The organism is Ochrobactrum soli, assembly GCF_003664555.1.
Taxonomy (GTDB): Bacteria; Pseudomonadota; Alphaproteobacteria; order Rhizobiales; family Rhizobiaceae; genus Brucella; species Brucella teleogrylli.
Genome location: NZ_RCHH01000004.1, coordinates 120241 through 146911, shown reverse-complemented (window position 1 = coordinate 146911; position 26671 = coordinate 120241). Strand labels below are relative to the sequence as shown.

Below are 26671 nucleotides of genomic sequence, written 5' to 3'. Positions count from 1 at the left end.
TCTACCATCTGCTAGTTAAAGGATAAACTATGGAGGCAAAACGTGCGACAGACTTGGAGATGGTTCGGTCCAAAGGATCTGACGTCAATTGACGATATGCGGCAGGCCGGCGTGGAAGGTGTCGTTTCGGCCCTGCACCACATGCCGACCGGCGAGGTATGGACTGCGGACGAAATTGCGCTGCGGCAGGCTCAGATCGGACGCATGAATGACGGCGCACCCTCCCGCCTGGCATGGGAAGTGGTGGAAAGCCTGCCCGTATCTGAAGATATCAAACGGCAGACTGGTGACTGGAAGACCCATATCGCCAACTGGAAAACCAGCATGACCAATCTCAGCCGCGCTGGCATAGAGGTCATCTGCTATAATTTCATGCCAGTGCTGGACTGGACGCGCACGGATCTCGCCTTCCGTCTGGACAGCGGCGCGACATGCATGCGCTTCGATCTCGTCGATTTTGCCGCTTTCGACATTTACATATTGCAACGCAAAGGCGCAGCGGAAAGCTTCCCTGCCGATGTGGCGCTTGCCGCAAAAGAGCGCTTTACAACGATGAGCGATGCGCGGCGCGAGGAACTCGCCGCCAATACCGTTTACGGTCTGCCGGGTGCAGCCGAAAACTTTACCCTTGCCGATGTGCGCGACCAACTGGAAAAATATGACAATATCAGCGCGGACAGGCTGCGTCGTCATCTTATTGATTTTCTATCGGAAGTGTCTCCGCTTGCCGAGGAACTCGGTATGCGTCTGTGCTGCCACCCGGACGACCCCCCTTTCCCACTGTTGGGCCTGCCCCGCATCATGTCCACCGAGGACGACTACCGTCAGATCATCGAGGCAGTCGATGTTCCAGCCAACGGCATCACGCTTTGCACCGGCTCGCTTGGCACACGGCGCGATAACGACCTGCCCGGAATGATGCAGCGTCTGGGCGACCGCGTCCATTTCCTGCATCTGCGCAATGTCACTATTGAAGATGCGGGCCAGTATGGCTCTTTCCACGAGGCAGGACATCTGGAAGGCGGCACCGATATGGTCGCCATGGTCGCGGCCATTCTGGCCGAAGAACGCCGCCGCAAGGCAGCAGGTCGCAAAGACTGGCAAATTCCGTTCCGCCCCGACCATGGGCAGGATATTCTGGATGATCTTGGACGACGCGGACAACCGGGTTATCCGTCCATCGGTCGCCTGAAAGGTCTGGCGGAACTGCGGGGAATCATGACCGCGCTGGAGCATCCGTTGACGACAGGAAACGCGTGATGAGACTGTCGGCCAAAAGCAGCCCAACGGATGGAGCCACATGGCCCGCTTATGATCCACAGGCTCTTGATGCAGGTATCCTGCATCTGGGTCTGGGCGCTTTTGCCCGTGCTCATCTGGCCGCCTATACCGACGCAGCCCTGACACAAACACCGTCTGACTGGCGGATCGTCGGCGTCTCGCTGCGTGGAACCGACGTGGCCGAGGCGCTTAATCCGCAGGATGGCTATTACACACTGATCGTGCGTGACGAGGAAAGCCGCGCCCACGTCATCGGCTCAGTAAGACAGGCGCTTGCCGGGCCGACGGCTGGCGCTGAAGCGCTGTCTTTTATGACAGAACCCAACTGCCGGATTGTCAGCATCACCGTGACGGAAAAAGGCTATGGCCTTTTGCGCAGCGGTGGTTGCGATCCCGCACATCCCGCGGTCATGGCCGATTTGCAAACGCCGGACCAGCCACGAGGCGTACTCGGCCTCATCGCATTGGGTCTCAAACGACGCTTCGAATTGGGCTTGCCTGCATTTACCGTCTTAAGCTGCGATAACCTGCCGGACAATGGCGCGTTGTTACGCGCTGCGGTCATCGATTTTGCGGCGCGCGCGCATGGCCCTGAACTGGCGAAACGCATCGCGCAAGAGGTCGCGTTTCCGGCAACCATGGTGGACCGGATCACACCGCAACCAACCGACCAGACCCGCGCCGACGCCGCGCGCGTTATCGGCTGCGAAGACGAAGCTGCAATCGAGACAGAACCGTTTTCGCAATGGGTGATCGAGGATCACTTTCCTGCCGGGCGTCCGGCATGGGAGGCGATGCGTGCCACCTTTACGAAAGACGTCCGCCCCTTTGAAAAAATGAAACTGCGCATGCTCAATGGCAGTCATTCAATGCTGGCCTATGCCGGGTTTCTCTCGAGCAAGACCTATGTACGCGATGTAATGGCGGACGCGGCGCTCAACAGGCTGGTGCAGCGCCATTTGCACGCCGCAGCACAGACCTTGACCGCGATGGAAACCGATCTCGACGCTTATGCGCAGGCACTGGCCATTCGTTTTGCGAATCCGGCCATTGCGCACGAAACCCGCCAGATTGCCATGGACGGCACCGAAAAAATGCCACAGCGCATCTTTGCGCCAGCCGTCGAATTGATTGAACAAGGCGGTGACACGAAAGCCTTCGCCTTCGCCACAGCGGCGTGGATGCGTTATGGTCTGGGCCAGCATGAGAACGGCCAGCCATATCCGCTGAATGATCCCCGTGATGAGGAAATCACCGCAGCACTGGCCAATACAAAGTCCGCATCGGATATATTTGCCGCTTTTGCCGCGTTGCCGGGTCTTATGCCGCCCAAGCTGAAAGAAGGGCCATTTGCCGAACAGGTGGTTTCACGTCTCAATCGAATGCTTGCCGATAGCATAGTCGCAGCCATACATCATGAAGCGGAGAGCTGTTGATCGAGCCGTTCAAAGATCGTTGACGATGAGATCGGAATAACGCTGGGCCAGATGTTCGGTGACTTTCAAAACTTCCGAAAGGTGAACATGCACGGCGGCTTCCGCCGCAATCGGATCGCGACGCTTAACCGCTGATAGCATGGCCTTGTGCTGCTCGATGAGCAATTCGACGGGGGTAACATTGGGCAGGCTCAGAAAGCGCAAGCGATCAAACTGGGCTTTTTCCCGTTCCAACAGGCTCCATATGTCGCCCATCCGGATTCCATTGGCGACAGTGCGATGAAAGGCATCGTCGGCGATGGTAAAATTCTCAGGAGAGTCCTTTGAGCCTTCCTGCATCGCGATAATGGCGTCGAGTTCATCCGATATAGACGCAGCAAGCCCTTCTTCGGCGGCACGTTTGAAAACCGCAACTTCCACCGCATTGCGCACGAAACGCGCGCGCTGTACTGCGGCCAGTGAAATCGGCATGATGAAGGTGCCGCGCTGCGGCCAGACCTCGACAAGCCCCTGATCGACCAGCCGCAACAGGGCCTCACGCACCGGCGTGCGGCTCGTACCGAAATGTCGGGCGAGTTCGTTTTCCGAAACCCGTTTGCCCGGCATGAGACGCAGGGTGATGATATCGTTACGAATGGCGTCGAGAATGCTCCCTACTGTGGGAGGAGCGCCCGCGCCAGGCACCGGCTTTTCGGGATTATGGGTCGATCCGGGAAGCACTGCCATGCGTCAGCCGTCCCAGCCGAGATGGCTCAGGAAATCCTTCGTGCGCGCAGTTTTCGGATTTTCGAAAATCTGCTCCGGCGGCCCCTGTTCGATGATCTGCCCATCGGCAAAGACCACGACCTGATCGGCAACGCGCCGGGCGAAGGTCATTTCGTGGGTCACGACAATCATGGTCATTCCGTCATCCGCCAGCCGTTTCATGACATTGAGCACCTCGCCGATGGTTTCGGGATCGAGCGCCGATGTCGGTTCGTCAAAGAGCATGACTTCCGGTTCCATTGCAAGGGCTCTGGCGATGGCGACCCGCTGCTGCTGCCCACCGGACAGGTTGGACGGGAAATTTTCCGCCTTGTCCGAAAGCCCCACCTTGGCAAGCAAAGCCAGAGCGCGTTCCTTTGCCTGACGTTCCGAGAGGCCCAAAACGGTGGTCGGCCCCATCATGATGTTGCCGAGCGCATTCTTATGCGGAAACAGCTCGAAATTCTGAAACACCATGCCCATGCGCTGGCGCATGGCACGAACCTGTTTGGGGTCATGCGTTAGCACGGTGCCATCGATCCTGATCTCGCCGCTATTGATTGCTTCCAGACCATTGGTGCAGCGAAGCAGTGTGGATTTACCGGAGCCGGACGGGCCGATGAGACACACGACCTGTCCGCGATGCACTTTCAGGCTGACATTCTTGAGAGCTTCAAATGTGCCATAGGATTTGCAGACATTGCGATATTCAATGACGACATCGCCGGTCTTTACGGGTGCTGTGTTGGAAGATGTCATTCGGTAACCCCGTATTTGCGGTGAATCCAGTCAACAATTTTGGCCTGCGGATAGCCCAGCAGCCAGTAAATCGCGGCCATTGCGGTCAGAAGTTCGATTACGCGGAAAGTCTGCGAGCGGATTTGCAGCGCCGTATGCGCCAGATCACCAACCGCAATCACCGACACCAGCGAGGTGTCCTTGAACAGCGTGACCCATGTGGTTGCCAGCACCGGTAAAACACGGCGCGAAGCCTGCGGCAGCACGATCTTGCGGAAAGCCGTCCATTCGCTCATTCCGAGCGCCAGCCCTGCCTCGGTCTGTCCCTTGCGGATTGAACGGATGCCAGAGCGGAACGTTTCCGAATTATAGGCGGCATTGTTGGCCACCAGCGCGAGAAGCCCAGTCAGAAATGGCGAAAGTGCAAGACCGCTCATCATGGGCAGCACATAGAACGCCCAATAGACGACCAGTATGATCGGCAAATTGCGCAACAGTTCCACATAACAGGTCGCAATCAGCGCGACGATTTTGAAGCGCGATTCCCGCATGACCGCGATCAGGATACCCAGCGGCGTGGCAAACAGCATTGTCAGCACGGTCAGCGCGATGGTGATCAAAGCACCATGCCCCAATGCGGGCAGGCTTTTCCAGATGATAGACCAGTCGAAACTCATGAGCGCCCCAGGAAGGAAATGCGGCGATAGAGCATGTCGACGCCTCGGGTGAGCGGGAAGATGATGATGAAGTAGAGGATCATGACGGTGGTGTAGGCCTCGACAGGCGCATATTTCTGCCCGGCGATAGCTTCGGCGCGGCGCATGAGTTCTGGTACGGCGATCACGGTGGCAATAGCCGTGTCCTTTACCGCGAGCGACAGCAGCGAGCCGAAGGATGGCAGCATGCGCACGAAAGCCTGCGGCAGCACGATCTTGCGCAGAACCTGCGCCTGCGACATGCCGAGCGCCAGACCGGCGCGAATCTGACCGGGGCGCACGGACTGAATGCCAGCGCGCATCACTTCGGCAACATAGGCGGCGAGATGCAGCGACAGCGAGAACAGCGCCGACCAGAATGGCGGCAGATTGATCCCCGTTGCGATTGGCAGCGCAAAATAAACCCAGACAAGAACCACCAGAACCGGAATGGCGCGCATGGTATCGATATAGAAGATCGTGATGCGGCTCAGCCAGTTGGGACCATAAAGGCGGGCGACGGTGAGCAGCAGCCCCAGGAAGAAGCTCAACGCGCTCACACTGGCAGCCAGCAAAAGCGTCACCACCAAGCCGCTGAGCAGGAACTGCCAGCTATCAAAAATAGCGCTGAAATTGAATTCCATGTGTCAATATCCAGAGATCCGGGACCCTGAAAGTTCTGCCTGAACAGAACATGATCTGCGCGCGCCGGGATCCGGCGCGCGCAAAGTCCATAATGGCTTACATTTTGGAGACTTCGGCTTCTTCTTCCTTGAGAAGTTCTGGAAGCATTGGCTCAGCCACGGCTTTCAGCCATGCGAGATATTCAGGCTGGTTCTTGTCGATAGCCAGACCAATTTCGTTGACGGCCTCGGTGCTGTCCTGACAGTTATTTTCACGCGGCAACGCTTCAAGGCCCTTCACATTGCGGCTGAGAGCCACGAAGGGAATGCGATTGATCGGCGCCACGTCCGCGCGCCCCGCCATGATTTCTTCCATCGGAGCCGCCGTTCCAGCGCTCGTCACACCGCGCAGCGTGGCCTTGGGGAAACGTTCCTTGACCCAGTTTTCCTCGCCGCCACCCGTGAAATAGGCAATGGTCACTTCCGGCTTGTCGAAATCGTCAACCGACTTGGCACCCGAAACCTTGGGGTTGGACGCCTTTCCGAACACGCACAAAGCCGTGCGCGAATAGGTGACGAAATCAACAACTTCCTGCCGCTGCTTGGTCATGGAGAGTGGCGAAATCGTCATATCCACCTGATTGGCGGCCAGAACGGGCACTTTGGTTTCGTGGGAAACGAGCACCGGAACCAGTTTGACGCCAAGCTTTTCGGCATAGGTCTGCGCAAGCGTCCAGGCCGGTCCGCGCCATGGCTGGCCGGAACCGGTGGTATCTTCCACAAGCCATGGCGGATTGGCCAGAACACCGGCACGCAATTCACCCGACTTCTTGATGGCGTCGATACGCGCACTCTTACCGGGTGCTGGAACTTCCTGCGCCTGCGCCATGCCAGCCAGAGGCACCATATTCATAGCTGTGGCGGCCACCACTGCCCATAGCAACTTTTTCATTGAAATCACTCCTCCCATACAACGGCCAGCACTCCCTCCGGCCTGATATATTCTAGTATACAAGTTGCGATACACTTGCAAGGACTACGTGAAAATATCTCTGAGCCCCGTTGAGGGTTCGCCGCAATTCTTTGATTAGATGCCGGGAAGTCCGGTTATTGGCAGTCCGGCGAGAAGGTCGCAGAACTCAATTGACAATGACCACGATAAGAAACGGAGCAGGCGTTTGTGGCGTGTTTTAGCCGTCGCATTTCGACATCAAACGCATGGAGCGCCTCTAACCGCGTTCCATGCGTCGGGGTGAGTTATCAACTCCAGGCATGAAGCGGCGGCTTTTCGTCGTTCAGGAAATAATTGCCAAGTATCGCATATTTCCACCGCACCGGATCATGCAGCGTATGAGTCCGGGCATTGCGCCAATGGCGGTCGAGCTGATGTTCGGCGAGCGTCGAGCGCGTACCCGCAAGTTCGAACAGTTTGTTGGTCGCAGCGATCGCGATTTCCGTCGACAATATTTTCGCCTCAGCCGTCACAATCTGCGCTTCTGCTACGGTCTCTGCGTTGGGGTTCTCAATGGCGCGATCGATGGCATAACCCGCCTTTTCGAGCAGCGCCTGAGCCGCATGAAGGCGAAGCGTGAGATCGCCGATAGCGTGGATCGTATAAGGATCGTCCGAAGCGCGTTCGAGACCGCTATCCACCCATGCACGGCTTTTGGTTCGCACGAAAGAGATCGTTTCGGCGATAGCCGCACTGGCGATACCCGTATCCACGGCGACCTGAATGATCTGGAAAATGGCCCCATCGGCAGTCGGCACTTCATAACCCTTATAACCCGGCACCAGATGGGTTTTCGGGACCTTCACATCATTGAGGATGACGGTTCCCGACAGGGTTGTGCGCTGGCCGAAGGATGACCAATCGTCGATGACAGTGAGACCTGGAGCGTCCCGCTCGGCAATTGCATACCAGGCTCGGCCCTGTTCATCGAGCGCGACGATAGGCACCAGATGCGCCAGCAAAGCACCAGACGAATAGAACTTCTGGCCGTTGACCACAACATGATCCCCGGCATCGACGAATTTCGTTTCAAAATCGGCGGCACGCTTGGACCCGAACTCGGAAAACGCGTTGCCAAAGCGGGTGCCGCGCAGTGCTTCGCCGAAGAGCAATTTCTGCTGCGCCTCGTCAGAAACCGTACGCACGGCTGCGAGAACACCAAGATGGTTTTGCGCAATCTGCCCGATGGAGGAATCGGCAGCGGAGACGATTTCGATCACCTTGGCGAGCGTCGCGTAAGAGACTTCCGGACCGCCAAATTTCTTCGGCACGTTAATCGACCACAGACCGCTTTGCGAAAAGGAATCCAGTTCCTTGACCGGCCATATGCGGTCGCGGTCGCGGATGGCTGCACCCGGAGCGATTTCTGCCGCGAGTTTCTTCGCAACCTCAATTGCCTCCGCATCGCTTTTAATGACATAGGCGGGTTTGCCCGGTCGTGGTACAGCGGGCACGCCCCGGCTCACGTCCTTCGTATTCACATTGGAAATGGTCATCGCATGTCTCCTCGTTTTCGTTGAATTTCAATGGGCGAGCGCCACAGAACCCGAGACCGGTTTCTGTCCGAGATAAAAAGCCTTCACGTCGTCACGCGCTTTGAGATCGGCGGCACTGCCGGAGAGTACGCTGACACCGTTTTCAAGAATGACGGCCTTGTCGGCGTAGGTAAGCGCCACTGCCGAATTCTGTTCCGCGACAAGAATGGAAAGCCCGTCTTCGCGATTAAGCTTGCGCAATGTGCGGAAAATATCCTGTACGACAAGCGGCGCCAGCCCCATCGACGGCTCGTCGAGCACCAGCAATCGGGGGCGTGACATCAAGGCGCGTCCGATGGCGGTCATCTGCTGTTCCCCGCCGGAAGTGAGACCGGAAAGCGCCCGGCGCTTATCACGCAGCCGTGGAAAATAGGTATAGACTCTCTCAAGGTCCGTCGCGATTTCAGACCGGGAACCGCTGCGCCCGATCCCGCCGGTGACAAGGTTTTCCTCGACGCTCAAGCTTTTGAAGCAATGGCGCCCTTCGAGCACCTGCACCAGACCGAGCCGTACGAGACCTGCCGGCGTTTCGCGGGTGACGTCCCGCCCCTCGAAGAAAATGCGCCCCGCGTTAACCTGCCCTCGTTCCGCCGGAAGTAGGTTAGAGATGGCTTTCAATGTGGTCGTCTTGCCCGCGCCGTTGGCGCCGAGAATGGCGAGGATTTCCCCCCGACCTATCGAAAGATCGACCCCATGCAGCGCCGTGATAGAATGATTATAGGTCGCGTGGAGGCCCTCAACGGACAGAAGCCCGTTTTCTCCCGAGTTTGCTTTGAGCCTGTGGGTTTCCAATGTCATGCCAAACTCCTCTGGCGGGCCAACCCCGCATAGCCGTCACTGGGCGGGCGACATCGTTGCCGCCCGCTCCACCCATGGCTTCAGTTGGTCGCAACATCCGCATCGGCAGCGGTGCGAAGCTTGATACCTTTTTCTTTCGCATAGGCTTCCGAAGACTTTTCGATGATCGGGCGTAGCAAGGCCCAGTCAGGCGCGATCCAATCAGAAACGACTTTCCACTTCTTGCCGTCCCACTGCTGGAAGGTCACGTAGCCGTTGCCCTCGTGGTTATCCCAAGTGACATTGATAGAGTGGAACAGGTCTTTAGCACCCAAAGCTTCGACACGCGCTGGATCGAGTCGCAGATGTTCAAAACCCCAGCGCACTTCATCGCCGGTCAACGTTCTCTTTCCGAATTTCTCCTGCGCAATGCGTATAGCTTCGACGTTTAAGATGCCATTGACAATGCCAAGATTGTGGTAGACGGAACCGATACGGTTCTTGTCTTCCAGATTACCCTTACCCGCATCATAGACGGTCTTGACGATTTCCTTGACCACTGGGTAGTCTGCGCCCGATGCCTGTGTGGTGATGGCGGTATAACCCTTGGCCGCATCGCCTGCAGGAATGACGTCTTCTTCCGAGTTGGACCACACATTGCCGATGATGCGATCGACCGGAAAACCTGTTTTCGCTGCTGTTTTCAGAGCCACGGGATTCATCACACCCCAGCCGCGCAGCACGACATAATCCGGCTTGGCGCGGCGGATCGTAAGCCATTGTGATTGCTGCTCGTTACCCGGATGAGGAACCTCGATCTGCTGCAACTCGAAACCATATTTCTCCGCAAGCAGTTCATAAATCGGGATGGTTTCCTTGCCATAAGGCGAGCCGTGGTAGAGTACCACAATCTTTTTACCTTTGAGACTATCAAGACCACCTTCCTTGGAGGCGATGTAGTTCACGATACCGGACGTTTCAGAATAGGGATTGAGCAATAGTGAAAAGACATAAGGGAACACACGTCCATCGGTGGAATCCGTGCGCCCGTGATTAATGGTGATCAATGGCACCTTGTCCTGCGTGATACGGTCGATCATCGCATAGGCGATGCCCACAGAAAGCGGGTTCCACGCGGCAATGCCGGGATTGCTTTTCAGACGCTCATAGGCTTCCACACCACGTTCAACCTCATATTGCGTTTCGGCTTCCGACCACGTCAACTTGACCCCATTAACTCCACCATCGCGGGTGTTGATCAGATTGAGGTAATCGATGAAACCACCAAAGAATCCGGTGCCTCCTGCAGCGTAAGGGCCGACGCGATAGCTCTGAAGCGGGAAATACTGCTCGTCTGCCTGCGCCGGAAGCGCAAAAGTAGCAAGGCCTATACCAGCAGCGAGAGCCGCGGTTTTGATTTTCGTATATAGGGTCATTTCTGGACGCACTCCATCTATCGGATGGAATAATCACCACCCGGTTTCGTTCAGGATTTATGGACTTTGTTGGAAGCCTTCTGAGGCGCTTCCGGATATCACGACCGTCGGATAACTGCCGTAAAGTTCGCTTTCAGTCGGTCCCAGAGCGACACAAGCCCGTCGGGCTCAAGGACCAGAAACAGGATGATGAAGACGCCGACGACAATGCGCTGCGTCATATCCAGCACGCCGGAATCGAACACGTCGCCGAGCAACAGTCCCCCAACCCTCGACAAGATCAGCGGGAAAACGACGATCAGTGCTGCGCCAAAAAAGGCGCCCCGTATCGATGCGAGGCCACCAATGATGATGATGAACAATATCTGGAACGAGCGGTCGAGATTGAAACCCGCCGGTTCCACCGTGCGCAGATAGGCAAAGGCCCATAGCACACCCGCCACCCCGATGATGAAAGAGGAAACCGCAAAGGCAAGCAGCTTGGTCCGCAACACCGGCACACCGATGATCCGCGCTGCCGTTTCATTGTCGCGCACGGCAATGAAATTCCGTCCGGTCTGCGACGACACCAGGCGATAGGCGAGGAACGTGACCGCCACCACAATTGTCAGTGCGAATAGATAGCGTCCGACTGCTCCCTCAAAGGCAATACCGCCGATGGACAACGCCGGAGCATCGATGACGCCGGAGGCGGAATTGTTGGAAAACCATCCGAACTTGGTCAGCGCCCATTGCACGAAGAACTGCGCGGCGAGCGTCGAAACCGCAAGGTAAAAGCCGCGCAGACGCAGGCTCGGCAGGCCGAAGACAACGCCAATCGCCGCTGCCGAAAGCCCCGCCAGCACGATGGAAGCCAGCAACGGCAAACCATCGACGCGCAGATTGAAATTATAGGCGGCGAAGGCCCCCACAGCCATGAAGGCCGCCGACCCCAGCGACACCTGCCCGGCATAGCCCGTGAGAAGATTGAGCCCGACGCCTGCAAGGCTCAAGGCCAAAAACGGCAGAAGAATGGCCTCAAAGAGATAGCTCGTGCCGATAAACGGTATAATGAGATAGGCAACCACCAGCACCGCAAGCGGAGCGGCGTAACGCGGCGGTGCAACAGGACTGGAGGAACTGGCTGCTATGACGGACATGGTCAGACCCTTTCCACAAGCTTCTGGCCGAACAGGCCTGACGGGCGAATGAGCAGGAAAGCGAGTGCCACCACATAGGCAAACCAGCTCTCAATGCCTCCACCGAGATATTCTCCGATATAAACCTCCGCTAACTTCTCCGATGCGCCCACCAGTAATCCGCCGACAATCGCACCAAGAATGGAATCGAAGCCACCGAGTACCAGAACCGGTAAAGCCTTCAGCACGACCAGCGACAGCGAGAATTGCACGCCAAGGCGCGCACCCCATAGCAGGCCTGCGACCAGCGCGACCAGACCGGCAGCGGCCCATACGCTGGCCCATATCCATGGCAGTTTGAGCCCAATGGCCAAGGCTGCGAACTGGTCGTCAGCAACAGCACGGAAGCCGAGGCCGATCCGCGTATAGCGAAAGAATGCTGATAGTAGCGCCACCATGCCAGCCGCGACCACGGCGGCAAAAATATCAAACTGGCTGATGAAAATGCCTCCAACATCGAAGGGCACATCTTCGATCCCGAGGTCAAGAGCGTGAACCTGCGTGCCCCATAGGAGCTGGGCTGCGCCCTCAATGATGTAGGACAGGCCGAGTGTCGCCATAAAGAGCGTGATCGGCGGCTTGTTGGTAAGAGGCCGCAGTACGCTGCGTTCAATGGCGATACCGATGATCACCATGGCGGCAAACATAACGACAAAGGCTGCCCAGAACGGCACGCCCCGCTCCGTGAGGCTGACGAAAGTCAGCGCCGCGAAAAGCAGCAGCGCCCCTTGCGAGAAATTCAGCACACCGGACGTTTTATAAATCAGCACAAACCCGATGGCGACAAGGGAATACATGACTCCGGACAACAGCCCGCCAATCAGCACTTCCGTGAAGAACATCCAATCAAAATCAGCCATCAAATACCCTCCCCATCTTCATTTTCCGGCGCCACACCAAGATATGCATCAATGACATGCTGATCGGATGCGATCTCCTGCGGCGTGCCATCGGCAATCTTGCGCCCGTAATCGAGTACTGCAATGCGGTCTGAGAGGCCCATCACAACGCCGATGTCATGCTCGATCAGCACGACGGTAATGTCATATTCGTCCCTCGCCAGGCGGATATAATCGGCAAGCTCGTTCTTTTCGGTGGCGGTCATACCGGCCATCGGCTCATCAAGAAGCAGGATACGCGGCGCGGCGGTCAAAGCACGGGCAAGTTCAACCCGCTTTTGCAGACCATAGGGCAAAGTGCCTGCCAGCCGGTCGGCATAGGACGACAGATGCAGAAAATCGATGACGCGACTTGCCCGTTCGCAGGCATCCGCCTGCGCGCGGCGAGCCTGTGGCAACCCCACGATCTGGCTCAGAAAATTCGAACGATTGGCAAAGGCGCGTCCCGACGCGACATTGTCGAGAACACTCAGGCCCTTGAACAAAGCGAGGTTTTGAAAGGTACGCGCAACGCCAAGATGCGCCAGCTTCTGGATCGGCACCGGATCATAGCTCTTACCACCAATGGCGATCTGCCCACGACTGGGCCGGTAGACGCCTGAAATGACATTGATGAGCGAACTTTTTCCAGCACCGTTCGGTCCGATGATCGCACGAATTTCTCCCTGTCGGACCTTGAGGTCAACATCTTGCAAGGCAACAACGCCCCCGAACGACAGGCCGATGCCGCGCAGCTCCAGTGCAAGATCGCGTCGCAGCGATGCGGGGGCAGCTTCAGCCGCCGCCCGCGTTTCTGCGCTCGCTTCCGCATCAGTATCTGCAATCAGGAAATGCAATGCCGACATTGTTCGTTCCGTGTTTTACTCGAATTCAATCAGGGCATTCTGGCGGATAAACGGACGTAACCGTCCGTTCGCGAACACGATTGCGTCCGCGTTAAGCTGGAGCGACGGCGATAACCGTCGCCTCCATCATTCGGTTTGGTCTATTCGGCGGCGAGGGCCGCGTTGTCTTCCGCTTCTTCCAGCGCGCGCACCAGCGGAATGACGTGCTTGCCGAAATATTCGACTTCTTCCTGGAAATGCAGGAAACCGAGCAGGATAAGATCGGCACCGGCGCGTTTCAGCTTGACCACGCGTTCAGCCACCTGCTGCGGCGTGCCGATCAGGTTGGAGCGGAAACCGTCATTATACTGGACAAGATCATCAAAGCTGGACTTTGCCCAATTGCCTTCGCCTTCGGGCGAGGACTTGCCAGCATTCTTGACCTCGTGACCGAAAGCATTGACCGCTTCGGGATTGGCCTTTTCAATGATCTCGGCGAGAACGGCCTTTGCCTCTTCCTCCGTGTCACGAACGATGGCAAAGGCATTGACGCCGACGCGAACCGAATGGTTGTTTTCCGCCGCCTTGGTTTGAATGTCATCGACCTGCTTGGCGATTTCCTCCGGCGTATTGCCATTGGTAAAATACCAGTCGGAAACCCGTGATGCCATATCGCGCGCAGCACGCGACGAGCCGCCCTGAAAGATCTCAGGTTGTGGATCAATGGGCTTTGGCTTCAGCGAATAGTTGTTGAAGCGATAGAAATCACCATGGAATGAATAGCTGTCTTCGGTCCAGATGCCGCGCAGCGCTCGAATGAATTCCTCCGAGCGGCGGTAACGCTCATCGTGGTCATACCATGGCTCGCCAATGGCGTGGAACTCGCCACGGAACCAACCGCTGACGACATTCACCGCAACGCGACCATTGGTGAGGTGGTTGATCGTCGCGATCTGCTTGGCAGCAAGCGCCGGATTCCATGGTCCGGGCAGAATGGCTGCAATCACCTTCAGCGTTTTGGTGGATTCAAGAAGTGCGTGGCTGAATGATACGGATTCATGCTGGAATTCCGCACCATAGCCCGCCGTGAAGCGAATCTGGCTCAACGCATATTCGAAGCCATTTGCTTCGGCGATCTGCGCCAGCTTGCGGTTATAATCAATCGTCCAGCTGGTGCGCTGTTCAATATTCGAAATGACAAGGCCGCCAGAGACATTCGGCACCCAATAGGCAAATTTCACGGGATTTCTGCTGCGTTCTGTCATGGTTTAACTCCTTAGGTGATCATCAATTCGCAATGGCTTCGCCCGGCACGACGCGAAGCGTCCGGTCGCCCGTTTCCGACGACGCAACGGTGCGGGGTATGGCAGGTGAAAGATCGAATAGTTCCGAAACAGCCCGCTCAATGCGCGCTTCAACGGCTGGATTGGAAAGAGTATATTCAGTGAAATCCGCTTCGACGGCATAGACCGTTGTTGGAATGGTGACGGCACCGAAAAACCCAAACAACGGGCGAAACTGATGTTCCAACATCAGCCCGTGCAGCGGTGAGCCGCCCGTCGCGGCAAGAACAACGCGCCGTCCCTGCAAGGCACGAAAATCAACAAGATCAAAGAGATGCTTCAGCGCACCGGTATAGGATGCGCGATAGACGGGCGAGCCGACCACAAGCACATCCGCAGCCTCGACAGCGTCGATGATAGCACGGCCAGCAGCATCCAGCTGATCGGCGCGCAATGCACGGAACAGAACCGGCGCGGCGTCGACCAGATCAATTCTGTCTATCTCGACACTCGCGCCGCGGGCGATGCCCGCGAGAATATCGTCAACCAGTCGTGCCGTCCGCGACGGTCGCTTGACGCTGCCATAGATGCCTAAAACCTTCATACAATCACTCCTTGGAGAGCCTATTGTCTATGGATTTAGTAAAGTATCAAAGGCAGCTATTCCAAAGTCACGGGCGTCCGTGGAATGGAATCCCTCTATATGTGAGAAGATGAACAACGGAAATGGCCCGCGGCCAACCTCATCTATACTGATGCGTTCATGATGTTTCGGGCTCTGCGGCTCTGAATGCCACCGCAAATACGCGGTGGCGCACGAACGTCTTCCGCAACAGACCTCGCAACCGGATTAGCTTTCATACGCGTCTTATAACGGCCGAGACCACGGCAAGTAAAAAATCATGGCCAGCGTATGATAGGTGACCACGGAACCGCCTAGGCTCCGGCGGTCTATCGTGGCGAGCCAATCGCCTTTATTAGATCAGCATTGAAGCGTTCTGGATCCTGCATCTGTGGGGTATGCCCATAATCAGGATAGGTGATCAGTTGCGAATTGGGTATGCGCGCCTGAGCCTCCTCTGCCAATACCGGATAATTGCCAAGCGTCGCTGCAAGCTTCGCATCCGCGCGGTTCTTGCCCATGGCCGTATTGTCTTTCAGGCCGATCATCAGCACTGTCGGCACACGCAGCTTGTCGAATTCATGGACAACAGGCTGGTTGAACACCATGTCAGCAGTCAAAGCCTGATGCCAGGCTACGATATTTCCGCCCGGCCCTTCATACATGGACGCCAGCATATCGACGGGCCGGTCGAATTCGGGTTTCCACGTGCCAGCATAATAAGTCGATTGCTGATAGGCCTTGATGCTTGCCCGCGTCACCTTCAGTTCAGTGGCGTATAGTTGATCGATGGTCGCATTCGGAACGCCCTTGGCACGCCAATCTTCCATCCCCAACGGATTGACCACGACCAGCTTCTGGAGTTCATCCGGATATTGCAGCGCGTAGCGTATGGCCAGCATACCGCCCATCGAATGCCCGACCAGAACTGGCTTTTCGATGTTAAGTGCAGTCAGAAGCTGGTGCGTGTTGTCAGCAAGCGCGTGCAGACCATATTGATAACGCGCTGGCTTCGTTGATTTGCAGAACCCAATCTGATCGGGGACAATCACTCGGTACCCCTCACCGGTCAGGGCTTTGATGGTTGTTTCCCATGTGCCGCCGCAGAAGTTCTTGCCATGCAGAAGAACGGCCGTCTGGCCGTTGGCATTTTCCGGGCGGGCGTCGATATAGGCCATCGTCATGGCCTCGTTCTGACTGAGAATGGTTTGGTGCTGGACCGGCCAACCATAATCGAAATCACCAAGCAAAGGGTCCGCCATGGCAGGTGTTGCAATTCCCAATGCGATTGCCATCATCATCGGGATTGTGGGTGATACAGTCATTTGGGTCTCCAATTGCTCGTTTCAACAGCCAAAGTCACGATATTCGCCATTTGCAATACCAACATGGTTTCGTGACCGCTGCATGGGCTGCCGCAATCACGAAACCGTTGGTGAGGATTACCTTGGCTTACTGGTCGATAAAGTCGGCAAGCAGCGCGTTGACTTCAGTTGCCGATTCTTCAAGCAGCCAATGGCCGGTGTCTGGGAGAATGGTCGAACCAAGCTTGCTGGGGTCCTTTACGAAGCGGGCTGCCAGTTGCTTCGGCAGAACGTCGTTTACGCCCTTGGCACCGCTGATCGAATAGACCGGGATGGTCAGTTGTTTGCCGGCGGCAAGCAGCGCTTCGTTCTGGCGGGCGCTGTCCGAATGTGACTGATAATAGCCAAAGGCGGCGCGCAGATTGGCGCGGGTCGAATAGGGTTCGATCAGCTCATCCAGTAGTTCCGGTGTGAAGACGTCCCTCTTGCCCGCATATTCCTTGATGAAGTAGCTCATGAACAGCACCGGATCTGTGGAGACCATTTTCTCGGCAATATCGCCGAACGAGAAATAGCCGAAATGCCAGCCGAGGCCCGGACCATTTGGCGTCAAACCTGGATAGGTCCACATCGCCTTGTCGGGGATCGGCGAATCCATGAACACGACCTTCTTGATGATATCCTGATTGTTAGCGACCATCGGATAGGATGCCGAGTTACACAGGTCGTGGCAGACATAGGTGAAAGGTTGATTGTCGGTCAGGCTTTTGATCGCGCCCAGAAGATAGGCGCTCATCTGCTCTGCGTCATATCGCTTGGCCGATGGCTCCGACTGACCTAAACCCGGCAGGTCGATCGCGATAACCTGATGGTTGGCAGAGAATTTCTCCAGAGCCGGTTGCCACATTTTCCAGGTAGAGCCGAAGCCGTGCACGAAGATGATTGGATCGCCCTTGCCTTCGCCGCCGCGCACATAGTGGAGGCGGATACCGTCGGTTTCCACCATGCCGCTTTCGAACCCCTCAGGAACGGCATATTGACCGCGCTTTTCGGCTTTGACTTTGGCCAGGTTCGCCTTGGAAACTTCCGGCGGCGTGTTGATGGAAGGCAATACGTTTTCTTGCGCCAGAACTGGCGATGAAAATAGCATCGTGGCGCTCAGCAAAGCACCAGCAGACAGGATTTTTGAAAACACGGTTTCGTCCTTTCTTGAAAAAGCCCGACACGAATGATCTCGGGCAGGATGACCCGGTGCGCCTACAGTTGCTTCATGAGTGCGACGCCGAAGCCAAAGGGAGGGAACCTGACGATCAGGCGACCAGCGAACGTCCAGCATAGGGCGGATAATCGACATAGCCCGCGCGTCCGCCACCGTAATATGTTGCGCGATCAGGCTCTGCCAGAGGCCAGTTGTTGCGCAGCCGCTCGACCAGATCAGGATTGGCGATGAATGGCTGGCCGAACGCCGCAAGGTCAATCAATCCGGCATCAAGCAGACGCTGAGCACGCGCCTGATCCAGACCGCCAGCCAGGATGAGCGCCGTATTCGGCAACAACGGACGCCATTGTTCCATCAAGCCGTGAATGGCATCACTGACAGGGCGTTCGCCATAAGGCAGCTTGACCTGCCCAGATTGATCCATGACATGAACATAGGCCACGCCGCGCTTGCCCAGTTCCGCTGCCAGTGCGACATAAGTCTCTTCGAGGTCCGGGAACAGTGGATTGTCGTGAATGGTGCCATATGGCGACAGGCGAATGGCGACGCGGCTGGCGCCAATGGCTTCCGATACCGCATCGACGGTTTCGAGCACAAAGCGCAGGCGCCCTTCGATGGTTTTGGCGGAATAGATATCGTCGCGGTCATTGACCAGAGGGTTAATGAACTGTTCCAGCAGATAGCCATTGGCACCATGCAGTTCCACGCCGTCGAAGCCCGCATCGACTGCATTGCGTGCTGCCTGCACAAAGTCGCCGATCACCCGTTTCACTTCTTCAGTCGTCAGAGCGCGCGGCTCCGAGACCGGCACGAAATCGGGCTCACCATTCGCATTACGAACAAAAGACATCGCGCCTGACGCCACTCGGCCTGTTGAACTGACGGGTGCCTTGCCGTCTTCCTGAATGGACCGGTTGGAAATGCGGCCAACATGCCAGAGCTGGGCAAAAATACGACCGCCTGCGCTGTGAACAGACTGGGTAACCAGACGCCAGCCCTTGATTTGTTCTTCGCTGAAAATTCCAGGATTGAAAAGATATCCCTGCCCTTCACGCGAAATCGGCGTACCTTCGGTGACGATCAGCCCCGCTGTCGCGCGCTGGCTGTAATAGAGCGCAACCAGCTCGTCAGCCGCGCCACTAAAACTCCGCGAGCGAGTCATCGGCGCCATGACAATGCGATTGGGTAGTGCAAGACCCGAAAGGTTAAACGGCTTGAAAAGGCTGCTCATGTTCTGGTTCTCCTGAACTGGCATTCATCAATTTTCTGACAGCCTTTGTATCGGCGTTGACGAGATAGCTTAATAGCGCTTGAATTCGGATCATTGTGGAAGGATTTTCCGGAATGAAATTGAAATTGGATAATATCGGCGCACTCCAGACATTCGTACATGCTGCCGAAAAGAGAAGTTTTCGTGAGGCGGGCCAAATTGTAGGCCTGTCGGCTTCTGCTGTTGGTAAATCGGTGCAAAAGCTTGAAGAGCAACTCGGTGTGCGACTGTTTCATCGCTCGACGCGCTCAATCGCACTTACCACCGAAGGAAAACTGTTTCTTGAACGGTGCCGCCGCGTTCTAGGCGAACTGGAAGTGGCGCAGGCAGAGTTATCCCAGTCATCTCAGGGCATCCGCGGACGCCTGAAAATCGGCTTGCCCATTTCATCCACGCTGCTGGTGTCAGCCGTCAGCGCTTTTATGAAGGCCTATCCGGAAGTTGATCTCGAGTTGGATATCAGCGACCGCTTTGCCGATGTCATTGACGAAGGGTTCGATGTGGTGATCCGCACCGGAAAACCGAAGGATAGTCGCCTGCTTTACCGGAAGGTCGGGGAGTTTTCGTGGTGCCTCGTCGCCTCACCGGATTATATCGCACGATGCGGCGCGCCTAAGTCCGTTGCAGATCTCCAAAACCATCGCTGCCTCAGGCACCGTTATTCGGAAACCGGTAAGATTGCTCCCTGGGAACTGGCCGGTCAGGACGACGAGAACTCGAGGGCGCCGGAAACATTCACTGTAACCACCGTCGATTCCATTATACAATTGGTTTTGGACGGAAACGGCATCGCCATGCTGCCAAGCTTTTCCGCTAAAAGCAGAATACGAGATGGCTCATTTGTCGATGTTCTACCGGGCGCGACCAACAATACCGGGATATTTTATCTTCTTTGGCCTGCAAGCCGCTATCCACTGGCGCGAGTACGGGCGTTTGTGGATTTCGTTTCAAAATACCTTACAGAGCAACTCGCCTGACAGCCAATTTCTGGCACCACCGCTCATTAGGGGCGAGAGCGAGCGCCGCATCGGCGCGAGCCGACGCGCGCTGCACAAAGCCATCGAACGGGACAAATTCGACACTAAATCCCGGCGCGCTCAAATATCCGCCCACCATCGTTTACGCTCTGCTCGGTATCTCCTGCGAATATTTGGCCCTGCCCATCACAAGAGTGTAGACCACAGGCACCACGAAGAGGGTCAACAAGGTGCCGAAGGACATACCACCAACAATCACCCAGCCGATGGCCTGACGGCTTTGCGCACCGGCCCCGGTCGCGATGGCAAGCGGGATAGCGCCAAGCACCATTGCCCCTGTGGTCATGAGGATCGGGCGCAGACGCATCACCGCCGCTTCCACCACCGCTTCGGCAGCGTTGCGTCCCTGGTCACGCATATGATTTGCGAACTCGACAATCAGAATACCATGTTTGGTAATCAGTCCGACGAGTGTGACCAGACCAATCTGACTATAGACGTTCATACTCGCGCCTGCGAGCCACAGCGCCAGCAAAGCGCCCGCAATCGACAGCGGAACCGTGAGCAGAATGATGAATGGGCTGACAAAGCTTTCAAACTGCGCTGCCAGAACCAGATAGATAAACAGGATAGCCAGGCCGAACACGAACAGAATGCTTGAATTGGAGCTGGTGAATTCACGAGACTCCCCTTCCAGATCGTACTGCGCATAGGTTGGAAAGGTCTCATTCGCGGTATTTTGCAGATAAGTCAGCGCCTCGCCCAGTGAATAATCGGGAGCCAGACCCGCACTGATCGTTGCCGAGCGCAGCCGGTTGAAACGATAGAGATTAGCTGGTTCGACGCTTTCCTTGACGGTCACGAGATTGGACAACGGAATAAGCTGGCCGGACGAGCCACGCACATTGACGATATTGATGGAATCCGGTGTAGCACGGTCGCTGGCGTCAAGCTGGACAAGAACATCCGATTGCTCGCCATCCCGGTCGATGCGTGTTACCTGACGGCTGCCGAACATCGTTTCCAGCGTACGCCCGACATCGGAAACCTGTAGACCCGCCTCGCGGATTTTCTCGCGGTTCATGTTGATTTCCATACGAGGCTTGTTGAGATCGAGGTTCGATTCAACGTTCACCAGTCCTGGATTCTCCTTGATCCTATCGACAAATGCGTTCGCAAGCGTATTGAGATCCTCGTAGCTTGAGGAAGACTGGATCACAAACTGGACCGGATTATTGGCGCCTGCCCCGCTGCCACGTGCGGTCGAAAGCGATGGCATATTAAAGGCAAAGCCACGAACGCCCGGGATCGCCGTCATTTGCGGACCGATGGACTGAATGATTTCCTGCTGACTGCGATCACGCTCGTCCCAGTCCTTCAGCAGCCCAAAGGCGCTGAAATTGGTCACCTGCGGAAAACCGTAAATGGCAAAATAGGTACTGATCTCGGGTATGTTGGAAAGGATCTCCTCGCTGACCTGACCATAACGCTGCGTAAACTGAAGCGTTGAACCTTCCGGAGCAGTGCCCGCCATGCGGATGACACCTCTATCCTCCACCGGAGCAAGTTCGCTTGGCAGATTGACATAAAGGAAACCCGCCAAGGCAGCCGTTGCCGCAGCGCTCGTGAGCACAATTAGCTTGTGTCGCATGGCAAGGCCGAGCGCGCGCCGATAATACTCGTTGAGACGGTCGAGAAACCCCTCCAAGGCGCGTGAAATCCGACCCTGATTTTCATTGTGACGCAACAGCTTGCCGCACATCATGGGTGTCAGCGTCAGAGCCACGAAACCGGAGACCAGCACTGCACCCGCGAGTGTCAGGGCAAACTCGATGAACAATTGCCCGGTCCGGCCCTCCGTGAACGCAATCGGCACATAGACAGCAGCCAGTGTAAGCGTCATCGCGATGACCGCGAAGGCGATTTCTCCCGTACCGGCAATGGCTGCCTGTACCGGGGTTTCCCCTTCTTCGATACGCCTGTGCACGTTTTCCAGAACGACGATAGCGTCATCCACCACCAGACCAATAGCCAGTACCATGGCGAGCAAGGTCAGTGTGTTGATACTGAAGCCGAAGGCAAACATGATTGCCAGCGTCGTTATGAGCGAAACCGGTATTGTCACGATGGGAATAAGGCTCGCGCGCACTGAACGCAGGAAGAAGAAGATCACCATGATGACGAGGACTATCGCCTCCCCAATCGTAGTGAACACTGCTGCAATGGAACGGTCGATAAAGATCGACGTATCATAGGTAATTTCGGCTTGCATCCCATCCGGCAGACTCTCCTGGATGCCGGGGAGAACAGCGCGCAGGCTATTCGCGACATCAAGCGGGTTCGCTGTCGCCTGCTTGACAACGCCGATGGATATCGCCGTTTGCCCCTGTTTGGTGGTGGCGCGCCGTTCGTCGGCGGCGCCCAATTCGGTCCTTCCGACATCACGCAGACGCACCGGATAACCATTCACGACATTGATGATGATATCCGCGAATTCTTCAGGCGTCGTCAGCGCCGTATTGGCGAGAAGCGTGAACTCCCGGTCCTTGCTTTCAATACGCCCGGCGGGCACTTCGACATTCTGGTTTTCAAGAGCCGTTTCGACATCCTGAACCGTCAAGCCATAACCCGCCAGCTTGCGAGCATCGATCCAGACGCGCATCGCATATTCGCGCGCGCCCAAAACACGGGCTTCCGAGACGCCGGGCAAATTTTGGATGCGATCAACAATCGAGCGGTTGAGAAGATCGGTGATTTCAAGACCGGAATGGCGGTCGCTTGTAAAAGCTACATAGACGATGGGCTGGGCATCCGCCTCCACCTTAGCCACGATAGGCTCGTCAATCTCATCCGGGAGATTGCGCCTTGCGCGGGACACGCGGTCGCGGACTTCTGCAGCAGCGACTTCGGGGTCGGTCCCCAGGGTAAAGCGCACCGTGATAGCGCTGGTTTCGGCGCGACTTGTCGATGACACCACGTCGATACCGGCAATGCCGGAAAGCTGCGTTTCCAGAACCTGCGTCACCTGACTTTCCACGATTTCGGCATTGGCGCCGGAATAGGTCGTGGAAACCGAAACCGTCGGTTCTTCAACATCGGGGTATTCGCGGGTGCTCAACCGCTCATAGGATACGATGCCGAGCAGCACGAGAACAAGGCTCAGAACAGTCGCGAAGACTGGCCGGCGGACACACATTTCCCATATGGACATTAGACCGAGCCCTCCGCCAGCGCTTCCTGAACGCTGACCTTGCTGCCATTCTGCAGTTTTTGCTGCCCAGCCGTGATCACCCGCGCCGTGTTATCAAGCCCGGATACAATCTCCACTTTCCCATCCAGACGCTGGCCCAAAGTTACCGTAACGATCTCGATCGTATCGTCATCCTTGATCCGATAGACGGTCTGTGTTTCGCCGCTTGGCACAATGGCGCTTTCCGGCACCAGCATGGCATCTGCCTTGGTGCCAGTCGTGACATTGACGCGCACGAAAAGGCCCGGTCGCAACTTCAGATCAGGATTGGCGATAAGCGCACGCATACGAATGGAACGACCGGTTTCGTCGATGGACGGTTCGATGGCATAGACCTGACCTTGAAACCGCTGGTCTGGCAGCGCGTCCGCAACCACCGAAACCTGCTGCTGGGGCGTAATATCCGCCAGCGCCACTTCCGGTAGGGTGAACTCAGCCACCAGCGGATCGATCTGATCCAGCTTGGCCAGATTGGTGGATCCAGCCGTAACATAAGCGCCAACGCTGACGGAGCGCAGACCGACCACGCCATCGAAGGGCGCCTTGATCGAAGTCTGCGCTAGCTGCGCTTCGGCCAGTGCCAGAGCAGCTTCGGTGTTGCGCAGATTTGCCTGCGCTTCCTCCAGAGCCTGCGTCGCGCTGATACCGCGCTTCGATAGGGCTTCCGTCCTGTCAAAGGTGGATTTGGCAAGCACATTTGCCGCCCGGGCTGACTGTACGGAAGCGCTCAGGATCGAGGTATCTAGCTGGAAGAGGACGCTGCCCGCTTGAACACGCTGGCCTTCTTCGAACAGAATCTTGTCCACGCGCCCGCCGATTTCCGATGCCAGCGTAACGGATTCTTTGGCGCGAAGGCTGCCGACTGCCGAGATGATGCTGTCCAGATCCCGTGTTTCCACGGTTGCAGCTTCGACAGCTGTCGCTCTTGCTGGAGTTGGTGCAGCCGCTGCCGTTGTCGCCTCAGCTGAGGTCTTTTGCATGCCCTGCCATGCGAAATAAGCTCCGACGAGGAACAGCCCCAATATAAATAGCAGTAAACCGCGTTTCCCAGATTTCATATGTCGGTGCCTTTTCATCCGTCGAGGCCGTAAGATCCGACCCCGACTTGATAGGGGACGATAGCCAAATATACGCTTCCAACATATTTTACTTTACTGTAAAGTAAAATTAATCTTCCGTAATGTCCGCTCGTTTCCGCTCAGCGACCTTGAGGCAAACCTCTCCTCCAGCCCGACGCGCCGCGCTTTTGAATGGCCAATTGGCAACGTTGTGGAAAATCTTTGATCACGCGTAGTTGAACAACGATCCGGGATGCTTATTTCTGTGCGACCGAGTTTTTCGCAAAGGGTCGTCTACATGGAATTGCTTACTGAGCATCTGGCGTTTCTATCCAGCCCGGGCGGCTGGGCTGCACTGATAACGCTGGTGACGATGGAAATCGTCCTCGGCATCGACAATCTGATATTCATTTCGATCCTTACGAACAAACTCCCCGCTCATTTACAATCAAAAGCAAGACGGATCGGCATTGGTGCCGCGCTTATATTGCGTCTGGCGCTACTTTTCACGATCTCGATCATCGTGCAGCTCAAAGAACCGATCTTCGAAGCGTTTGGCCACGGCTTTTCGTGGCGCGACATCATCCTCATTGCGGGTGGTCTTTTCCTTGTCTGGAAGGCGACCAAGGAAATCCATCACACGGTCGATCCGAATGACGGTAAGGAAAATATCGGTGGTAAAGTCGCGGAACTGACGATGGGCGCTGCCGTCGTGCAGATACTCATTCTCGATCTGGTTTTCTCAGTCGACTCGATTATTACCGCCGTTGGCATGACCGACGAAATCGCCATCATGGTCATCGCCGTTCTCTCCGCTGTGGCGGTAATGCTGCTGGCTGCCGATCCGCTATCGCGCTTCATCGCCGCCAATCCGACCATTGTAATGTTGGCGCTGAGCTTCCTGCTGATGATCGGCATGACGCTGATCGCCGACGGTTTTGGCTTCCATGTGCCGAAAGGCTACATCTATGCCGCCATGGGTTTCTCGGCGCTCGTCGAGGCACTCAACATGCTCGCACGGCGAAAGCGATTAGATAAATAACGCATAATCAATCGAAAAGGCCGCCGTTGAATGAAGGCGGCGGCCTTACAGTGCTTATCACCGTCGCGGGATCAGACGCACCAGATTCCCAACCACTTTATACAGAGGCGGATTTCAATCCCGAATTGATGCCAGCACCCTGTCGAAATGTGCGATCTCTTCCACCGTATTGTAGTGCACCAGGGTTGCCCGGAGCGCACCGCTTTCCATGCTGAGCCCCAGCCGTGCCATCAGCCGCGGCGCAAACAGGTGACCATCGCGGATCATGATACCCGTATCCGCCATGGCCTGAGCAATATCGGCTGGCTGCTTGCCCGGAAGGTTGAAGCAGAAAGTGGGTACACGTTCGGCAATGCGCGCTTCGTCCGCAATGCCGTAGACGATGGCGTCATGTGATTTCAGAACCTTCAGGACAGAAAGCGACAGCGTCGTTTCATAGGCCCTGATAGCCGCCATGCCAGCCACCAGATTGGCGCGGCGCGATTTTTCAGACGACGCCTCGAAGTTGCGGCCAAGCGATTCCAGATAATCAACTGCAGCGCCCATGCCGACAGCATTTTCATAGGTGAAGGTGCCGACTTCGATCTTGTGTGGAGGCACGTCGGGGATGAAGTCTTCCTTGAATGTCGGCAAGGCCTTGAGAAGGTCGAACCGGCCCCAGAGAAAGCCCATATGCGGTGAGAAATTCTTGTACCCCGAGCAGACCAAATAGTCGCAATCCCAAGCCTGAACGTCGATCAGACCATGCGGTCCATAATGGACGGCATCCAGAAAAACTTCCGCACCCGCAGCGTGCGCCAGTTCCGCGACGCTGCGAACATCGACAAGCGAGCCGATGGAATGTGAGGCGACCGTGACGGCCACCAAACGTGTACGCCTGTTGAGCAGCGGCTTCAGATCATCGACATGCAGGTTACCGTCCTCGCGCATCCGCCACCAGACGCATTTCACCCCCTGGCTTTCGAGCGCCAGCCAGGTCAAGATATTGGCGTCATGATCCATGTCGGTAACGACAATCTCGTTGCGTTCATCGATCATCCTGGCGATGCCGAGGCTGACGAGCCGGATAAAGGAGGTCGCATTCATACCGAAGGAAATTTCAGCCGGATCATAGGCATTGACGAGAATGGCAACACTTTGGCGCGCCTCGTCTATCGCCTGATCCACCGCCCGGCTCGATGCATAGCGCCCTCCGCGCTGCACCATGCGGTGCAGCATGTGGTGGCTAACAGCGTCGATAACGCCCTGAGGCACCTGCGCACCAGCACCATTGTCGAAGAAGACCGGATTGCCCGGCAGGGATAAAGCCGGAAAATGGGCGCGCACGCGGTCCACCGGAAACGCTCCGGCGCTTTCAAAAGCTGTGGGCATCGAGATACTCCCAAACGAATGTCTGTACCGCTTTCGCGGCAAGAGCACATCCCGAAAAGTGCAAAGCGGTTTTCGGATAAGATGTGCATATAAACAA

At 56.4% G+C, this 26671-nt stretch carries 23 protein-coding genes; 4 read left to right on the top strand and 19 right to left on the bottom strand.

Annotated elements, in window-relative coordinates:
• Nucleotides 1-42 precede the first annotated feature (42 nt).
• Nucleotides 43-1260 carry a mannonate dehydratase gene (gene uxuA / locus D8666_RS10215; RefSeq protein WP_121537650.1) on the top strand — a complete coding sequence of 406 codons (1218 nt, stop codon included), beginning with the start codon at nt 43-45 and terminating at the stop codon, nt 1258-1260.
• Complete coding sequence (locus D8666_RS10210; protein WP_121537649.1) at nt 1260-2717, top strand: mannitol dehydrogenase family protein; 1458 nt, start codon at nt 1260-1262, stop codon at nt 2715-2717. Before uxuA ends, D8666_RS10210 begins: the two co-directional genes overlap by 1 nt.
• Before the next feature lie 9 nt (nt 2718-2726).
• Here D8666_RS10210 and D8666_RS10205 read toward each other — a convergent pair whose 3' ends face one another.
• The 16 genes from D8666_RS10205 to D8666_RS10130 form a co-directional block, all read right to left on the bottom strand.
• Nucleotides 2727-3443, bottom strand: coding sequence for a GntR family transcriptional regulator (locus tag D8666_RS10205; protein ID WP_109366174.1), 717 nt, complete (start codon nt 3441-3443; stop codon nt 2727-2729).
• A gap of 3 nt (nt 3444-3446) precedes the next feature.
• Entirely contained in the window at nt 3447-4220 is a 774-nt protein-coding gene (locus D8666_RS10200) for an amino acid ABC transporter ATP-binding protein (RefSeq protein WP_121537647.1), read from the bottom strand.
• The gene (locus D8666_RS10195; RefSeq protein WP_109366176.1) at nt 4217-4876 is read right to left on the bottom strand and encodes an amino acid ABC transporter permease; all 660 of its coding nucleotides are present in this window, start codon (nt 4874-4876) and stop codon (nt 4217-4219) included. The genes D8666_RS10200 and D8666_RS10195 overlap by 4 nt, the downstream gene beginning before the upstream one ends.
• Nucleotides 4873-5538 carry an amino acid ABC transporter permease gene (locus tag D8666_RS10190; RefSeq protein WP_121537645.1) on the bottom strand — a complete coding sequence of 222 codons (666 nt, stop codon included), beginning with the start codon at nt 5536-5538 and terminating at the stop codon, nt 4873-4875. Before D8666_RS10190 ends, D8666_RS10195 begins: the two co-directional genes overlap by 4 nt.
• A gap of 97 nt (nt 5539-5635) precedes the next feature.
• Nucleotides 5636-6469 carry a substrate-binding periplasmic protein gene (locus tag D8666_RS10185; protein WP_121537643.1) on the bottom strand — a complete coding sequence of 278 codons (834 nt, stop codon included), beginning with the start codon at nt 6467-6469 and terminating at the stop codon, nt 5636-5638.
• Between the two features lie 308 nt (nt 6470-6777).
• Nucleotides 6778-8025 (bottom strand): SfnB family sulfur acquisition oxidoreductase, encoded by a 1248-nt coding sequence (locus D8666_RS10180; RefSeq protein WP_121537641.1) that lies wholly within the window; start codon nt 8023-8025, stop codon nt 6778-6780.
• A gap of 27 nt (nt 8026-8052) precedes the next feature.
• On the bottom strand, nt 8053-8862 hold the full coding sequence (locus tag D8666_RS10175) for an ABC transporter ATP-binding protein (RefSeq protein ID WP_121537639.1): 810 nt from the start codon (nt 8860-8862) through the stop codon (nt 8053-8055).
• An 80-nt stretch (nt 8863-8942) separates the two neighbouring features.
• Nucleotides 8943-10277 carry an ABC transporter substrate-binding protein gene (locus tag D8666_RS10170; protein WP_121537637.1) on the bottom strand — a complete coding sequence of 445 codons (1335 nt, stop codon included), beginning with the start codon at nt 10275-10277 and terminating at the stop codon, nt 8943-8945.
• Nucleotides 10278-10375: 98 nt separating this feature from the next.
• The gene (locus D8666_RS10165; RefSeq protein ID WP_121537635.1) at nt 10376-11416 is read right to left on the bottom strand and encodes a branched-chain amino acid ABC transporter permease; all 1041 of its coding nucleotides are present in this window, start codon (nt 11414-11416) and stop codon (nt 10376-10378) included.
• Nucleotides 11417-11418: 2 nt separating this feature from the next.
• Nucleotides 11419-12315: a branched-chain amino acid ABC transporter permease gene (locus D8666_RS10160; RefSeq protein WP_121537633.1), complete on the bottom strand. Its 897-nt coding sequence runs from the start codon at nt 12313-12315 to the stop codon at nt 11419-11421.
• Nucleotides 12315-13199, bottom strand: coding sequence for an ABC transporter ATP-binding protein (locus D8666_RS10155; protein ID WP_121537631.1), 885 nt, complete (start codon nt 13197-13199; stop codon nt 12315-12317). Before D8666_RS10155 ends, D8666_RS10160 begins: the two co-directional genes overlap by 1 nt.
• A 140-nt stretch (nt 13200-13339) precedes the next feature.
• Complete coding sequence (gene sfnG, locus D8666_RS10150) at nt 13340-14443, bottom strand: dimethylsulfone monooxygenase SfnG (RefSeq protein ID WP_121537629.1); 1104 nt, start codon at nt 14441-14443, stop codon at nt 13340-13342.
• Nucleotides 14444-14465: 22 nt separating this feature from the next.
• The gene (gene msuE, locus D8666_RS10145) at nt 14466-15065 is read right to left on the bottom strand and encodes an FMN reductase (protein WP_121537627.1); all 600 of its coding nucleotides are present in this window, start codon (nt 15063-15065) and stop codon (nt 14466-14468) included.
• A gap of 347 nt (nt 15066-15412) precedes the next feature.
• A complete protein-coding gene (locus tag D8666_RS10140; protein ID WP_121537625.1) occupies nt 15413-16408 on the bottom strand; it encodes an alpha/beta fold hydrolase in 996 nt (331 codons plus the stop codon).
• A gap of 127 nt (nt 16409-16535) precedes the next feature.
• A complete protein-coding gene (locus D8666_RS10135) occupies nt 16536-17582 on the bottom strand; it encodes an alpha/beta fold hydrolase (protein WP_209445973.1) in 1047 nt (348 codons plus the stop codon).
• Nucleotides 17583-17697: 115 nt separating this feature from the next.
• Nucleotides 17698-18837, bottom strand: a complete 1140-nt coding sequence (locus D8666_RS10130) for an alkene reductase (protein ID WP_121537623.1) — start codon at nt 18835-18837, stop codon at nt 17698-17700.
• Nucleotides 18838-18950: 113 nt separating this feature from the next.
• Between D8666_RS10130 and D8666_RS10125 the strand changes: the two genes are divergently transcribed.
• Nucleotides 18951-19853, top strand: a complete 903-nt coding sequence (locus D8666_RS10125; protein ID WP_209445972.1) for a LysR family transcriptional regulator — start codon at nt 18951-18953, stop codon at nt 19851-19853.
• A 142-nt stretch (nt 19854-19995) separates the two neighbouring features.
• On the opposite strand, the gene D8666_RS10120 is transcribed toward D8666_RS10125, so the two are convergent.
• Together D8666_RS10120 and D8666_RS10115 are read right to left on the bottom strand one after the other, a co-directional pair.
• Nucleotides 19996-23064: an efflux RND transporter permease subunit gene (locus D8666_RS10120; protein WP_121537621.1), complete on the bottom strand. Its 3069-nt coding sequence runs from the start codon at nt 23062-23064 to the stop codon at nt 19996-19998.
• Complete coding sequence (locus tag D8666_RS10115) at nt 23064-24083, bottom strand: efflux RND transporter periplasmic adaptor subunit (RefSeq protein WP_167836059.1); 1020 nt, start codon at nt 24081-24083, stop codon at nt 23064-23066. Before D8666_RS10115 ends, D8666_RS10120 begins: the two co-directional genes overlap by 1 nt.
• A gap of 376 nt (nt 24084-24459) precedes the next feature.
• Between D8666_RS10115 and D8666_RS10110 the strand changes: the two genes are divergently transcribed.
• Entirely contained in the window at nt 24460-25203 is a 744-nt protein-coding gene (locus tag D8666_RS10110; RefSeq protein WP_109366446.1) for a TerC family protein, read from the top strand.
• 114 nt (nt 25204-25317) lie between these two features.
• Here the strand turns inward: D8666_RS10110 and D8666_RS10105 are convergent, their stop codons facing one another.
• The gene (locus D8666_RS10105) at nt 25318-26574 is read right to left on the bottom strand and encodes a cysteine desulfurase-like protein (RefSeq protein WP_121537617.1); all 1257 of its coding nucleotides are present in this window, start codon (nt 26572-26574) and stop codon (nt 25318-25320) included.
• Nucleotides 26575-26671 lie beyond the last annotated feature (97 nt).